The 13,511-nt window shown below is 66.9% G+C and carries 11 protein-coding genes; 5 read left to right on the top strand and 6 right to left on the bottom strand.

What is annotated here, in order from left to right; all coding sequences use genetic code 11:
- Window positions 1-8: 8 nt before the first annotated feature.
- The 3 genes from CCK87_RS02565 (at window position 9) to CCK87_RS18175 (ending at window position 3,417) form a co-directional block, all read left to right on the top strand.
- Entirely contained in the window at window positions 9-983 is a 975-nt protein-coding gene (locus tag CCK87_RS02565; protein WP_086459924.1) for a MoxR family ATPase, read from the top strand.
- A 25-nt stretch (window positions 984-1,008) separates the two neighbouring features.
- Window positions 1,009-2,340, top strand: coding sequence for a DUF58 domain-containing protein (locus CCK87_RS02560; RefSeq protein WP_086459923.1), 1,332 nt, complete (start codon window positions 1,009-1,011; stop codon window positions 2,338-2,340).
- 528 nt (window positions 2,341-2,868) lie between these two features.
- Entirely contained in the window at window positions 2,869-3,417 is a 549-nt protein-coding gene (locus CCK87_RS18175) for a DUF559 domain-containing protein (RefSeq protein ID WP_170927117.1), read from the top strand.
- Window positions 3,418-3,519: 102 nt separating this feature from the next.
- Here CCK87_RS18175 and CCK87_RS02550 read toward each other — a convergent pair whose 3' ends face one another.
- Window positions 3,520-4,515 carry a stage II sporulation protein M gene (locus CCK87_RS02550; RefSeq protein ID WP_086459921.1) on the bottom strand — a complete coding sequence of 332 codons (996 nt, stop codon included), beginning with the start codon at window positions 4,513-4,515 and terminating at the stop codon, window positions 3,520-3,522.
- 17 nt (window positions 4,516-4,532) lie between these two features.
- Here CCK87_RS02550 and CCK87_RS02545 point away from each other — a divergent pair, with 17 nt between their 5' ends.
- Complete coding sequence (locus CCK87_RS02545) at window positions 4,533-5,408, top strand: RDD family protein (protein WP_086459920.1); 876 nt, start codon at window positions 4,533-4,535, stop codon at window positions 5,406-5,408.
- Here CCK87_RS02545 and CCK87_RS02540 read toward each other — a convergent pair.
- The 3 genes from CCK87_RS02540 to CCK87_RS02530 are packed head-to-tail and all read right to left on the bottom strand — an operon-like array spanning window position 5,405 to window position 7,622.
- Window positions 5,405-5,878, bottom strand: a complete 474-nt coding sequence (locus CCK87_RS02540) for a hypothetical protein (protein WP_086459919.1) — start codon at window positions 5,876-5,878, stop codon at window positions 5,405-5,407. The two genes, CCK87_RS02545 and CCK87_RS02540, sit on opposite strands and share 4 nt — an antisense overlap.
- 17 nt (window positions 5,879-5,895) lie before the next feature.
- Window positions 5,896-7,380 carry an adenosylhomocysteinase gene (gene ahcY / locus CCK87_RS02535; RefSeq protein ID WP_086459918.1) on the bottom strand — a complete coding sequence of 495 codons (1,485 nt, stop codon included), beginning with the start codon at window positions 7,378-7,380 and terminating at the stop codon, window positions 5,896-5,898.
- Window positions 7,381-7,415: 35 nt separating this feature from the next.
- Complete coding sequence (locus CCK87_RS02530) at window positions 7,416-7,622, bottom strand: DUF3499 family protein (RefSeq protein WP_055775369.1); 207 nt, start codon at window positions 7,620-7,622, stop codon at window positions 7,416-7,418.
- 118 nt (window positions 7,623-7,740) lie between these two features.
- On the opposite strand from CCK87_RS02530, the gene CCK87_RS02525 reads away from it, so the two are divergent.
- The gene (locus CCK87_RS02525) at window positions 7,741-8,190 is read left to right on the top strand and encodes a metallopeptidase family protein (protein WP_086459917.1); all 450 of its coding nucleotides are present in this window, start codon (window positions 7,741-7,743) and stop codon (window positions 8,188-8,190) included.
- A gap of 12 nt (window positions 8,191-8,202) precedes the next feature.
- Here the strand turns inward: CCK87_RS02525 and CCK87_RS02520 are convergent, their stop codons facing one another.
- On the bottom strand, window positions 8,203-9,636 hold the full coding sequence (locus tag CCK87_RS02520) for a DUF5719 family protein (RefSeq protein ID WP_086459916.1): 1,434 nt from the start codon (window positions 9,634-9,636) through the stop codon (window positions 8,203-8,205).
- The gene (locus CCK87_RS02515) at window positions 9,626-13,441 is read right to left on the bottom strand and encodes a glycosyltransferase (RefSeq protein ID WP_086459915.1); all 3,816 of its coding nucleotides are present in this window, start codon (window positions 13,439-13,441) and stop codon (window positions 9,626-9,628) included. The genes CCK87_RS02520 and CCK87_RS02515 overlap by 11 nt, the downstream gene beginning before the upstream one ends.
- Between the last annotated feature and the right edge of the window lie 70 nt (window positions 13,442-13,511).

Here is a 13,511-nt window from a genome sequence, read left to right as displayed (position 1 = left end):
GGCCGACCATGACAGACCAGCCAGAACAGACTCCCGACCAGCTCCGAGAGGCGCTGGGACGGGTGCGCACCGAGGTGGCAAAGGCGGTCGTCGGCCAAGACGGAGCGGTGACGGGTCTCATGGTCGCGCTGCTCGCGAAGGGGCACGTGCTTCTGGAGGGCGTGCCCGGCGTCGCAAAGACACTGCTCGTTCGTTCGCTGAGCCACGCGCTGTCGCTCGACACGACGAGGGTGCAGTTCACTCCCGACCTCATGCCCGGAGATGTGACGGGTTCGCTCGTCTACGACGCGAAGTCGGGCGATTTCGAGTTCCGCGAAGGCCCGGTGTTCACGAACATCCTGCTCGCAGACGAGATCAACCGCACCCCTCCCAAGACGCAGTCCGCCCTGCTCGAGGCGATGGAGGAGCGACAGGTCAGCGTCGACGGTCTCAGTCGTGCCCTGCCCGACCCGTTCCTCGTGGCCGCGACCATGAATCCCATCGAGTACGAGGGAACGTACACGCTTCCCGAAGCGCAGCTCGACCGTTTTATGCTCAAACTCGTGCTCGATCTCCCCCCGCGCGACACCGAGATCGCCGTGCTGCAGAGGCACGCCGCCGGGTTCAATCCGCGAGACCTGACCGGGGCCGGCATGACCGCGGTGCTCGGGGCATCCGAACTCCGCCAGGCCCAGGCATCGGCCGCGGCCGTCGGCGCCAGTCCGGACGTGCTCGCCTACGTCGTCGACCTGGCGCGCGCGACGCGGCAGAGCCCGTCGGTCAAGCTCGGCGTCAGTCCGCGCGGGAGCACAGCGCTTCTTGCCTCTGCGAAGGCCTGGGCCTGGTTGAACGGCTCCCCCGCCATCACGCCCGACCACGTGCAGGCGATGGTGCTGCCCGTGCTGCGCCACCGCATCCAGCTTCGTCCCGAGGCCGAACTCGAGGGCGTCTCGGTCGACTCGATCCTGCGCTCGATCCTCAGTCAGGTGCAGGTTCCCATCTGATGCACCGACGAAAGCACCTCCGCTGATGGCAGTCTCGGGTCGCTTCGTACTGCTCGTCGCCCTCGGCGTCATCCCCGTGGTTCTCATCGGCGAGGCCTACCGACAGGCGGAGCTCACTCTCGCCCTCTGGCTGCTGCTGACGGTGGTGATCGGCATCGTCGACCTCACACTCGCCGCGTCGCCGCGACGCCTCGTCGTCGAGAGAGTGCTGCCGAATCGCGTACGTCTCGGCGAAACGACCTCGAGCGAGCTCTTCATCACGAACGAGAACCGCCGAGCACTGCGCGGCCTCGTCCGCGATGCCTGGCAGCCGTCGGCCGGAGCCGCCGTCACGCGTCAGTCGGTCGTCGTGCCCGCTTCAGAACGACGGATGCTTCGCACGACACTCACCCCGTTCCGTCGCGGTGACCGCCGCACGGCCGGCATCACCGTCAGGAGCTTCGGCCCGCTCGGCCTCTGGGCGCGGCAGGCGACGCTGGCGAGCCCCGGCCGGATCCGCGTTCTTCCGCCCTTCAACTCCCGCAAACACCTGCCCTCGCGCCTGGCTCGGCTGCGAGAGCTCGACGGCGCGACGAGCGTGCAGATCAGGGGCCAGGGCACCGAGTTCGACAGTCTGCGCGAATACGTGCGCGGCGACGACGTGCGCTCGATCGACTGGCGGGCGACAGCTCGGCAGGGGGATGCGCGGGCCGGGCACGAACAGAAACTCATGGTTCGCACGTGGCGGCCGGAGCGCGATCGACGCATCGTGATCGTGATCGATACAGGTCGGACCCAGGCCGCACGAATCGACGACGAGCCGCGCATCGACACATCGATCGAGGCATCCCTGCTGCTGGCGGCCCTCGCGACGCGGGCCGGTGACCGTGTCGACCTGATCGCGTGGGACCGCCGCATCCGGGGACGTGTCACGGGAGCGAGCGGAGGCGAGCTGCTGAATCGCATGGTCGACACGATGGCCACCGTCGACCCGGAGCTTCTCGAGACCGACTGGTCGTCAGTGGCCGCGCAGGTGCGGGCGGTCACCAACCAGCGCGCGCTCGTCGTGCTTCTGACGACCATCGACACTCCTGCGTCGTCGAGCGGCCTGTTGAGCGTGCTCCCCCAACTGGCGCAACGCCACACCGTTCTCGTGGCCGCCGTGTCTGACCCCGAGGTTCTTCGGGCTGTGTCAGAACGCGGCGATCGTGACGAGACGTACCGGGCGGCCTCTGCGGAGCGCTCCCTGCTCGATATGGCGCGGGTCACGGCCGCGATCACCCGGCTCGGCGGCGACGTCGTCACAGGCTCACCCTCCGCCCTTCCCCCGATGCTCGCCGACCGCTACTTGGCGCTGAAGGCGGCGGGCCGCCTGTAGCAGGAGCCGCGCGCCCATCGATTCGTGACTAACTGCTCTCTAAAGCCCCAAGAAGAGCATTGCGAGCGGAATCGATTCGGACTCGCTCCGGACTGTGGATAGATTCGGCAGCCATAGGAGGATGCAGGGCACAATTTCACGATGTCGCCGCACCAGCCGCTGCCACCTCACCTTCGTCATAGGGCGTTCAGTGTGCACGACAGCGACGCTGCCGGGGTCGGACGCGGGCGAATACGGGCCGCTGACCTTCTTCCTGTGTTCCGCGGAGTGAGACTGCCGATCGATGTCGAGGTGAACGAGAGCTCTGTGCGTGCCGCGTACCTGACCAAGCGCTCGCGAGGGCAGGCCTTCTCGCACGTGACGGCTGCTCGGATTTGGGGAATACCGCTCCCGCAAGACTTCACCCAGGCCGAGGGGGTCCATGTCAGCGTGCGAGCGCCCCACACACCTCCCAGCGGATTCAACGTCACCGGCCATCGGATTTCCGACCCTCATGCGCGCGCGGTCCTGCGAGATGGCGTACCTGTCGTGGACGCCGCAACAACGTGGTGCCATCTCGCGTCACTATTGAACGAAGATGACCTCGTCGCGGCGGCCGACTACCTCGTGCTGACACCTGCCGTGCCCGATCGGAGTAATCGCAGGCCGTTCGTGACGATCGGAGAACTGCAGCAGAGAGCCGATCAGTACCATGGGCCCGGTGCACGCGCGGCACGAGCGGCGCTGCGCCATGTAAGAGACGGAGCAGAATCTCGGCGAGAGACCCTGCTGCGCCTTGTCCTGCTCCGGGCCGGACTCCCTGAACCCGAACTCAACGCCGACATTTTCAGGGATGACGGTTCTTGGATCGGACGAGCCGACCAGGTCTTTCGCCAGTGGAAGACAATTGCCGAGTACGACGGGCAACAGCACCGCACAAGCGACAGTCCGTACGAGCGTGACGAACTGAAGATCGAAGAACTGAGCCATGCCGGATGGCAGGTGGTTCGGATACGCAAGAAGGCACTCTCCTTCGAAGGCACAGAAGCGGTCGAGAGAGTGTCACGAGCGCTCCGTAAGCGCGGATGGACGCCCTAAGCCCGTGCAATTCCGGTCATCGTCCATCGATTCCGCAGAAGATGCTCACATGTCCGCCTCAGACAGCATCAATCGCGATATGGATGCCGGCGCACGCGCCGGTCAGCCCGCTACGAGCTGCTTCGCACCGGACTCGAACTCGTCGAGGTCACCCGTGTGACCCGACCGCACTGCAGCTCGCCCCATGATGAGCATGTACGCGAGGAAGGCCGCCAATGCGAGGGCTCCGATGCCGATCTTCACCGCCCAAGGCCAGGGCTGCGGGGTCACGAATCCTTCGATGATGCCGGAGACGAAGAGCACGATCACGAGTCCGAGCGCCACCGTGAAGAGCGCGCGGCCGTCTTCGGCCAGCGCCTGCGCCCGCGTGCGCGCTCCGGGCGCGATCCACGCCCAGAAGATGCGGAGTCCACCCGCACCGGCGACGAAGATCGCGGTGAGCTCGAGGAGGCCGTGCGGCAGGATGTAGAGAAAGAAGGCGTCGCCCTGGCCGTAGTGGAACAGCACCGCCGCATTGATTCCCAGGTTCTGGGCGTTCGTCATGATGACCGTGGGCACGAAGAAGCCCGTGATGCCGAAGGCGATGCACTGCGCTGCAATCCAGGCGTTGTTGGTCCACACCTGCCCCGCGAATGACGCTGCAGGGTTCTCGGAGTAGTAGTTGATGAAATCCTCGTCGGCGAGCTTCTTGAGTTCTGCGTCAGAGCCCAGATTGGCGAGCACCTGCGGATCGTTCGACACCCAGAGCGCGTACAGCCCGGCGACCACGACCGTGACGACCGCGAGCGCGAGGGTGAGCCACCGGATGCGATAGAGCGCGGCCGGCAGCTGAAACACGAAGAAAGCGGGAGTCTGCCGCAGGATGTTCGTTCCGGCGCCGGTGAACCGGAGTCGAGCTCGCGACAGGAAAAGGGATAGCTGAGCGCCCTGAGCGGTCGAGCCCACGGTGGTCTTGATAGCCGACAGGTCGGACGCACCGGCCTGGTAGCGCTCGATCAGCTCATCCGCGTCGGTGCCCGAAAGCTCTCGGCGCCTGCTCAGAGCGTCGAGTGTGGCCCACTCGTCGCGGTGGGCAGCAGTGTAGGCATCGAGATCCATCTGCTTGAATTGTATTCATGACGGACCCCCGTGTCGCCTCACCGGCCGTAGGATTCGCCGACCCGCTTGCCGACGCTTACGTCGACGACGAGCTGCTGATCGGTGAGGCGGTGGCGATCGACGTGCGCCCTGCCGGTTTCATCCTCCGCGCTGGAGGTGGCGCGATCGACGTCGTCATCTCGATCGCCATCCTGATCGCGCTCATGCTGGGTATCGGCGCACTCGGCCAGAGCGGCGTCATCGACGAGGCGCTGCTCGCTGCCATGAGCGTGTCGGCGCTCGTTCTCTGTTTCGTCGTCGTGCCGACGACTCTCGAGGTTCTTCTGAAGGGCCGCTCGGTCGGCAAGCTCGCTGTCGGCGCACGTATCGTGCGCGACGACGGCGGCGCCATTGGAATCAGACACTCCGTGATTCGCGGGCTCGTCGGCGCTCTCGAGATCTACATCACGCTGGGAGCGATCGCGATCGTCACAGCTCTTCTCAACGGCAAGTCGAAGAGGCTCGGCGACCTTCTCGCCGGCACCTACAGCCAACACGAGCGAGTACCTCTCCCTGTCAGCCATGCGCGCGGTGTTCCCGTCATGCTCCAAGCGTGGGCCGATGTCGCCGATGTCGCACGCATGCCCGACAGGCTCGGCAACCGTGTCGCCCAGTTTCTCGTGCAGGCGTCGAGCATGGCACCGGCGACCAGAGAGCGCATCGCCGCAGAACTCGCCGCAGAGGTCACGCCGTTCGTGTCGCCGATTCCTCAGGTGCACCCCGCGCTGTTCCTCTCGGGCGTCGCCGCTGTGCGCCGCGATCGGGAATACGCGGCGCTCGAGCTTCAGAAAGCAGCACTCAACCGACTCGATCCGATCTTGCAGAGCCTGCCGCACGGTTTTCCTCGGCGCTAGGCGAGCGTCAGGCCCGAGACGATCGGGTACCAGTGCTTTTCGCGGAGGGGTGATTCGTCACCGCCGACCGGCAGCCAGACCCCGTCGATCGACGGGTCGGCCGCCGCGGTCCAGAGACCGAAATGTGCCAGAGGCGTGGGCCAGGCGTAGCCGTCAGTCGCGGCCTCGACGACGTTGCGAACCGCGCCGACGAACGTGAGCGCGCACCGAGCACCGATCACCTCGTATGCCAGTCGGGCCATCGTCTCGGCGCCGTGCGGGTCGTCGTTGAGAGTGACGCGCATGGGCAGATCGAGGAGGCCCGTCTCCGCTCGTGCGATGCAGAACACGTGGTCGCCTCGCGTGAGCAGAAGTCGCACAACGCTCATGGGGCGGGGCACGACCGCGCCGCGGAATGCTTCAGCGCGTCCAACGGGTGGAAGCCATGGTGCATTCTCGGTCACCCGAACGACGGTCTCGTCGGGCGTCACCGACCCGTCTCCCTGCCTCAGTAGCGGTAGTGATCGACCTTGTACGGTCCCTCGACCGGCACGCCGATGTATGCCGCCTGGCGAGGAGTCAACTCCGTGAGTTCGACACCCAGAGCATCGAGGTGCAGGCGAGCAACCTTCTCGTCGAGATACTTCGGCAGCACGTACACGCCGATCGGGTAGCGCTCGGTGAACGCGTAGAGCTCGATCTGGGCGAGCACCTGATTGGTGAAGGAGTTGCTCATGACGAAGCTGGGGTGGCCGGTGGCGTTGCCCAAGTTCATGAGACGCCCTTCCGACAGCACGAGAACGCTGCGGCCCGTGGGCAAGCGCCACTCGTGCACCTGCGGCTTGATCTCGACCTTGACGGCACCCTCGAGCTTCTCGAGCCCCGCCATGTCGATCTCGTTGTCGAAGTGGCCGACGTTGGCGATGATCGCCAGGTGCTTGAGGCCCATGATGTGCTCGACCGTGACCACGTTCTCGTTGCCGGTTCCGGTCACGATGATGTCGACCTCGCCGATCACACTCTCGAGTCGGGCTACCTGGTACCCGTCCATCGCGGCCTGCAACGCACAGATCGGATCGACCTCGCTGACGATGACACGCGCGCCCTGGCCTCGCATGGCCTCTGCGGCACCCTTGCCCACATCGCCGTAGCCGACCACGAACACGACCTTGCCGCCGATGAGCACGTCTGTCGCGCGGTTCAGGCCATCCGGTAGCGAGTGTCGGATGCCATACTTGTTATCGAACTTGCTCTTCGTGACCGAGTCGTTGACGTTGATCGCGGGGAACAACAGTTCGCTGGCGGAAGCAAGTTCGTAGAGGCGGTGCACGCCCGTGGTCGTCTCTTCAGACACGCCCTGGATGTCGGCGGCGATGCGGGTCCAGCGGTCGGTCGACGACGCCAGCGAGCGACGCAGAAGGTCGAGAACGACGCCGTACTCGTCGCTGTCGGACGACTGCGTGTCGGGCACGGCTCCGTCGAGCTCGAACTGACGCCCCTTGTGCACGAGCATCGTGGCGTCTCCGCCGTCGTCGAGAATCATGTTGGGGCCGGTGAAGTCGGCGCCGTCGGCTGCGGCCTCAGCGGACCAGTCGAAGGCCTGCTCGGTGCACCACCAGTATTCCTCGAGGGTCTCTCCCTTCCAGGCGAACACCGGAACACCGGCGGGGGCGTCTGCGGTTCCCGTGGCGCCGACCACGATGGCGGCCGCCGCCTCGTCTTGAGTGGAGAAGATGTTGCAACTGACCCAGCGCACGCGGGCGCCGAGGGCGGTCAGCGTCTCGATCAGTACTGCCGTCTGCACCGTCATGTGCAGCGATCCCATGATGCGCGCCCCGGCGAGCGGCTGAGATGCGGCGAACTCTTCGCGCAGCGACATGAGCCCCGGCATCTCGTTCTCGGCGAGGCGAATCTGGTGACGGCCCGCCTCGGCGAGTGTCAGGTCGGCGACCTTGAAGGGCAGGGTGGTCACCGGAGCAGCAACAGAAGTCATGCTCCCATTGTAAAGACGTGCCGCCGCGAGAACGCCTACTGCGTGAATTGCACGTGACGCATGACCTGCCACCCCTGCGGGGCCTTGAGGCGATCAGAGTGGCGCGTGCAGAGATCGTAGCTGTGCGGCTCGTGGCTGAGGCTCAGCGGGCCGAGAACCGCGAGCGAATCGGCGTACACGTAGGTCAGAGTAGCCACTGCCTCGTCGGGGCACGCTACTCGGGAACACGGTCGATTCGTCATCACCCTTCACCGTACGCCCGCCTCCCCCAGCCTGACGTGAGGCTCCGTCGTGTGTCGTGCGCTGAACGCCGCCCCGGCGGGTTCCGCCGCTCGATGCCCCAGAGAATAGACTCTGGCCATGGCTCGCTCACGTCGCATCGCACCGGCCTCTTCTCGAGGAACGGGTCGCAACCGCCACGGCAGGGGCCTCCGCTCGGCAGTGACCGGCCCTCACCTGCCGATGATGAACACTCGTATCGACTTCTTCGACACAACAGTCGCCTCGACTGCCGAATACCTTCGCAGCATCTGGCCGAACGAACTCGCCGATGCCGTCTTCGAGATCGGCGCCCTGCCGTACGGCGCGAACGGCAAGCCGTGTACCGCAGACACGGGCGTGGAGCGCTGGCGAGTTCTCGGCGACCGCATCATTCTGTACCGCGTGCCGATCGAGCGCCTCGCCCATCTGCATCGCGACGACGAGGCGCACCGGCGCATGCTCATCGAGAGCTGCGTCTTCCGAGCCGTGGCCGAGTACCTCGGCAAAGATCCGTGGGATCTCGCGCCCGAGGGCTTCCGTCACTTCTGACAGAGCCGTCGGCTACGGGTAGACGACGATCGGGGCTGCCAGCTCGCTGGGCGGAGCAATCGTGTAGCCCGAGAGCTGACCGTCACTGCTGTACCCCACGCTGATGCTCACCGCCGACGACATCGTCGCCGTGTAGACAGCGTTCGGCTCGGCATCGAGGCCTTTCGTTCCGCCGGCGGGAACGGCGATCGTGACCGCGTTGCCGGTCGCCGTTCGCAGAGTGACGTTCGCCTCGGTATCGCCCGAATTCGCGAGATGGATGCGCGGCGACGGGCCGGGCGCGATCGGCACAAGCGTGTCGGCATCGAGTGGCGTGGCCGCCTGATTCCAGGCGAAATCGACGGCGCCGGATGCCAGCACCGAGGTGCGGGCCGAGGCGACGATGGGCTGGGTCGAGTCGAGAGTCACCGAGTAGCTTCCGTCGGGAAGATCTTTCAGAGGGAGCTCACTGACGACGCCGCCGGGAGCACTCAGCGTGTACGAGCCATCGGCCGATCCGGAACTCTCGCTGGCGACGGAAACGGTGATCGTGGCATCCGCATCGCCCGGCACGTAGACGCGCACGGCAGCTTGAAGATCGGCATAGCCGTCGGCCGACAGGCGTTCGGCGATCGCAGACGTTCCGGTGATCTTCACGCCGGCGAAGACCGCCTCGGTCGACGGGGCTGTCGTGGGGCCGCTCAGTTCCACGCCGCCGGGTTCGAGACCACGGATGACCGTCTGCTGCAGACTCGCCGCGACGTAGCCGCCCGTACTGACAACGTGGACCACGGGGTACTTCGCGTTCGGAGCGAAACCTGCGAGCGAGAACACGCGCTGCGACTTGGCAGGAACCGTGATGCCGGTCGAACCGGGCGCATCGAGTCGTCCGTTTTCGGCGAACAAGGTCAGGTCAACGTCGGCAGTGACCTCGGTCGGGTTGCTCAGTAGCACGAAGCTGGTGCGGCCTACCGTGGTGGCGCCACCGACGAGCCAGCTGTCGGCCTGCGCCTCAGCGCAGTTCGTCGACGCCAGGCCGGAGATGTCCTCCTGCGAAACCGCGACGGACTGTGCCGCGGCGATCAGGACACCGGGATCGGCATCCGGAGCGGTCACTGCCGTGGGCGCTGTCGCGTCGACGACCGTGGAGTTGTCTGGAGCGGCCAGCGGCGATCGTTCGATGTCTACATCGGAGTCGTCGGAACCGCTCGTCAGCTGCGGTGTGCCGACGCCAGATGCCGTCGTCGCGTCCACGCCGGCACCATTCGACAGCTGAAAAAGCGATCCGGCACAGACGAGGCTCTGGGGCAACGGCGTCGGCGCAACCTCGACAGACGGAACCGAGACGGTGTGAGACGGCAGAGGGATGAGTACGGCTCCCGCCACGAGCGTCGCGCCGGCCCCGAGGGTCAAGACGGCGCCCAACGCGCGGGCGCTGGTGGCGATCACAGTGCGCTTAGCGGCCATCGTGCTCGTCCTCCTCATGGCTCAGATCGATCGGTTTCACTCGCATCACGGTCTCCGCGTCGGGGTCGTACCCCTCGTCGATGTCATCGGGCATCGCACGCGGATGCGAGAACGCCGGCTCGGGGTCGGCCTCGGCTTCGGGCTGCGACGAGGATGCCGTCGGAGGCGGCGTGTAGACGAAGGAATCGTCGGAGACCGGCTGGGCTGATGGCTCCGGCTCGGGTTCGGGCGCGGGCGCGGGCGCGGGAGAAAGTTCGGGTTCGGGCGAAGGTTCAGGCGCCACATCCTCGCCCACCGGCTGGGACTCTTGAACAGCCTCCGGCGACTCCACGAACTCCCCTGTCGGCTCGGCCTCGACCGGCGGCAGTTCCGTCGACGCTGGAGCTTCGACGAGGTCGGCGAGCGAGGGCGTCTCGTCAACGTGAGCAGCTTCCGGCTCCGGCGCTCCGATGAGATCGAAGTCCTCGCCCGGGTGGATGAGGGTGGCAGCTCCATCGTCACGAGGCGTCGACTCCGCCAGCTGAGCATCGGCAGCAGGAGCTGCCGGCTCTGCAGTTGCCGCCTGTGCCGTCGTCGACTCGTCGGGCCTGGGCGAGGCTACGCCGTCGCCGGACTCCGACGATACGAGTTCTTCTGCGCCAGACGACCGCTCGGTCTCTTCCGCCGACGTCGTCGAGACGGCCCCTGGGTCGGTGACCGGCTGCTCGGTGGCGACGTCACGAGACAGGTCAGCCTCGGGAGACGAGACACCGTCGGGAGCGGACGCAACGGCCACCGAACTCGCGGCTGCCGCCGCGGCAGCAGCCTCGGCCGCGGCATCCGGGCGCGGCTTGCGCTTGGAGATCAGGCGACGCAGCGAGGCGGCGGGGCCTCGTGTGCCCGCTTCCCCGGCGGCCGGCCCATCCGGTGCCTTCGCATTCTCGTCGTCGTCTTCATCGTCATCGTCGTCGTCGCCCTCGACCTCGTCGGGCATGGATGCGCCGGCCGGCTCGAGCCCGCTCACTGCGCGCGTGCCGTGGGGCTGCAGGCGCCCGGCGGGAAGAGCGAGGAGAAGCATGAGGAGGAAGACGATTCCCTGCGCGACGAGCACGAGCACTCCGGTCGCCGACCCGAGGTTGCTGGGCGTGGGCTCGGGCAGAGTCGAGATGCCGTCGGTGCCCGTGATCTGCCACAGCTTTCCGGCGAAGGTCTTGCCCACGGTCGTCAGAGACGCGTTGGCATCGAACGCCGCCGTCGACCGGGTCGTCGTCGTCGTCAGCGCCGGATCGGCCTCTGCAGGCGGGTTGGCGAGCAGCACGAACTCCACGCCGAGTTCGGCAAGTCGAGGCGTGCTGTCGCTTCCGCTCTGAGAAGCCAGGTTGCCGATCAGGTCTGCAAGTTCGGCGTCGCGTGTCGCGTCCCGGTTCGTCGCCGCGAGAGTCGACTGGTCATCGAGCGTCACACCGGTTCCGGTGACGATGGCCGACTTGATACCGCCATCACGTTGCGGCGTGAGCACGAGCGTGCCCACTCGAGGTGTGGATGCCGCCTCGGCCGTGACGAAGGCGGGCAGCAGGCGGGCGTCGGTCGTCTGAATGGCCGAAGAGCCGAGGAGTGTCGACGCGACGAGCGGCACGGCGACGACGACGACCGTGGTCGCGGCCAGGAACCCGGGAGCGAGGGAGAACCGCTTGAGCGCGTGCAGACCCACGACAGCTGCGCAGATGAGTCCGAGCCAATAGAGGCTCAGACCCGGACCGGCCCAGAGCATGACCGGATCTGCTCCGACGGCGTCGAGCGAGATGCGCGTCGATGCGATCGCCGTGGCGAGTCCGAGGATGGAACCGACGACGGCGACGATCGCCCGCGTCACGCTCGGACCGGGCAGGACCAGCGCGAGTAGGGCCGCGAGTGCCAAGGGAACGACGGCGATCGCCAGCACGATCTGCAGCACCGACGAATCGATGCCGACCATAGATGCCAGGCCGGTCCATCCGCTCTGTGCCGAATCGGGGATGCCACTCAGCAGGGCCAGGATCGACCCTGGTTCGCGCACCGCGGGAACGCCCGGGTCAGCAAGGAGTCCGAGAGGGTTGCCCGCACGGAACTGATCCCAGGCCAAGGGCAGGAAGAGGGCGAGGGCGGGAATCGGGATGCCGATGTAGCGCGCGACGTTGCGACCCGCCGTGGCGACGGAGACGGCCCAGACGATGAGCAGAGCCGGCCACAGCGACGGGGCGCCGGCCAGCGTGACAGCGAACAGAATGGCCGCCATGGCAGAGGCCGACCACGATTTGCGCGCCGCGAGGCCCGCGAGCACGACCCAGGGAAGGAGCAGATGCGCGATGACCGCTCCGATGGCGCCCTGATCGAGCGAGGACAGGAAGGTGGGCGCCAGCGTCCAGAGCACGGCGGCGACAGCGCGCAGCCAAGGCTTGTCCGTCAGACGAGCCGCGAGGAACCACGCGGCCAGAGCCGCGAGCGGCAGTGCAGCGAGATAGAGGCCCACGATCGCTAGAGACGGAGACCAGAACGTGATCGACCCGAGAACGGCGAGCACACTCGTGAACGGGTCGGCTGCTCCGACGAAGCCCAGGCCGATGTCGCGCCAGCCATACCCGACGTGGCTCCACAGCTCACCCAAAGTGGCGCTCACCGGTAGCAGAGAACCGCCCGTGAGGGCGATCGCTCCGATGAGGGGAACGAACATGATGAGGCCGAGAACGGCGAAGATCAGAACCGTCGTGACGCCGCCGGTGGCGATGAACTGGATGCGATCCTTCTCGCCACGGAGATGCGTGAGGGCGATTTCGCGTTGCAGAGAACGCCGACGTCGCACCTCGTCGCCCGGTATACGGAGCGGCGCAATCGTGTTCCAGCCCACCCGCTTTGCGGCGCGCAGGTTTCGACGCGCCTCGGTGACGCGCGATCCGAAGGCCGTACGGAAGGCAGCCGATAGCTCTCCGCCGATGGCGCCGGGCTGCTTGCGCACCAACTGGGCGAGGCTGCGCACGACCGCGAGCGGAACGAGCGAGAGCCAGTGGAAGACCACGGCGAAGGCGGGCGCATAGACGAGACGCCGGTGCAGCTGCGCAGCTCGGCGATCGGCCTGACGCTTGCGCCTCGCGCGTCCTTTCTCACTGCGACCCGGGCCTGCGAGTCCGACGCCGGCTGAGGCGATTCGCGCCGCCGGAACCCCCATGACGCGGTGCCCGGCCAGACGCACGCGCACGCTGAAGTCGAGGCCGTTGTCAGCGGTCGGGAGGGCATCGTCGAAACCGGAGAGGTCGTTCCACACGGTGTGACGAACGAGCATGCCGGCCGCTCCGACGCCGAGCACGTCGCTCATGCGATCGTGCTGAGCCTGGTCGAGCTCGGTCTCGGCCATCGAGTATGTGGCGCCGAATCGCGTGATCGTCTCGCCGAACTCGCTGATGTAGTCGGAGTGCTCCCAGTCCATCTGCTTAGGACCTGCGGCCGCCACAGACGGATTGACCTCGACTGCGGCGAGCAGGGCTGCGAGCGCGTCGGGTTCCGGTGCTGTGTCGTGAGCGAGGAGCCACAGCCACTCGTTCTCGTCGACGGGCGGCGGAACGACGCCGAGGGCGTGCGCGACGGCCGTGCCGAAGCTGAGGCGACCGGATGCCTGGATGAAGTGGGTCGGCAGGGCGCCGGACAGCAGCGCGGGTGTCGAGTCGGTGGAGCCGACGTCGACGACGATGAGACTGTCGGGCTGCCTCGTCTGCGCCTTCACGGCGTCGAGGGTGCGCGGAAGGAAGTCCGCTCCGTTGGAGGCGACTAGGACTACTGTGACTCGGGCGCGCATATCACTTAGACCCTAAGCGCCGCGCGAGCTAGCGGCCGGTCAGCCCCCGGCGTGCCGAGATATCGGCACA

The organism is Agreia sp. VKM Ac-1783, assembly GCF_900177765.1.
In the GTDB taxonomy this organism is placed as follows: domain Bacteria; phylum Actinomycetota; class Actinomycetes; order Actinomycetales; family Microbacteriaceae; genus Agreia.
This window is presented reverse-complemented; position numbering and strand designations above follow the sequence as displayed.

Coding starts and splice junctions, on each gene's coding strand:
- CCK87_RS02545 (WP_086459920.1), top strand. CDS start 4,533: ATGACGGACCCCCGTGTCGCCTCACCGGCCGTAGGATTCGCCGACCCG.
- CCK87_RS02520 (WP_086459916.1), bottom strand. CDS start 9,636: ATGGCCGCTAAGCGCACTGTGATCGCCACCAGCGCCCGCGCGTTGGGC.
- CCK87_RS02530 (WP_055775369.1), bottom strand. CDS start 7,622: ATGACGAATCGACCGTGTTCCCGAGTAGCGTGCCCCGACGAGGCAGTG.
- CCK87_RS02550 (WP_086459921.1), bottom strand. CDS start 4,515: ATGGATCTCGATGCCTACACTGCTGCCCACCGCGACGAGTGGGCCACA.
- ahcY (WP_086459918.1), bottom strand. CDS start 7,380: ATGACTTCTGTTGCTGCTCCGGTGACCACCCTGCCCTTCAAGGTCGCC.
- CCK87_RS02565 (WP_086459924.1), top strand. CDS start 9: ATGACAGACCAGCCAGAACAGACTCCCGACCAGCTCCGAGAGGCGCTG.
- CCK87_RS02515 (WP_086459915.1), bottom strand. CDS start 13,441: ATGCGCGCCCGAGTCACAGTAGTCCTAGTCGCCTCCAACGGAGCGGAC.
- CCK87_RS02560 (WP_086459923.1), top strand. CDS start 1,009: ATGGCAGTCTCGGGTCGCTTCGTACTGCTCGTCGCCCTCGGCGTCATC.
- CCK87_RS02525 (WP_086459917.1), top strand. CDS start 7,741: ATGGCTCGCTCACGTCGCATCGCACCGGCCTCTTCTCGAGGAACGGGT.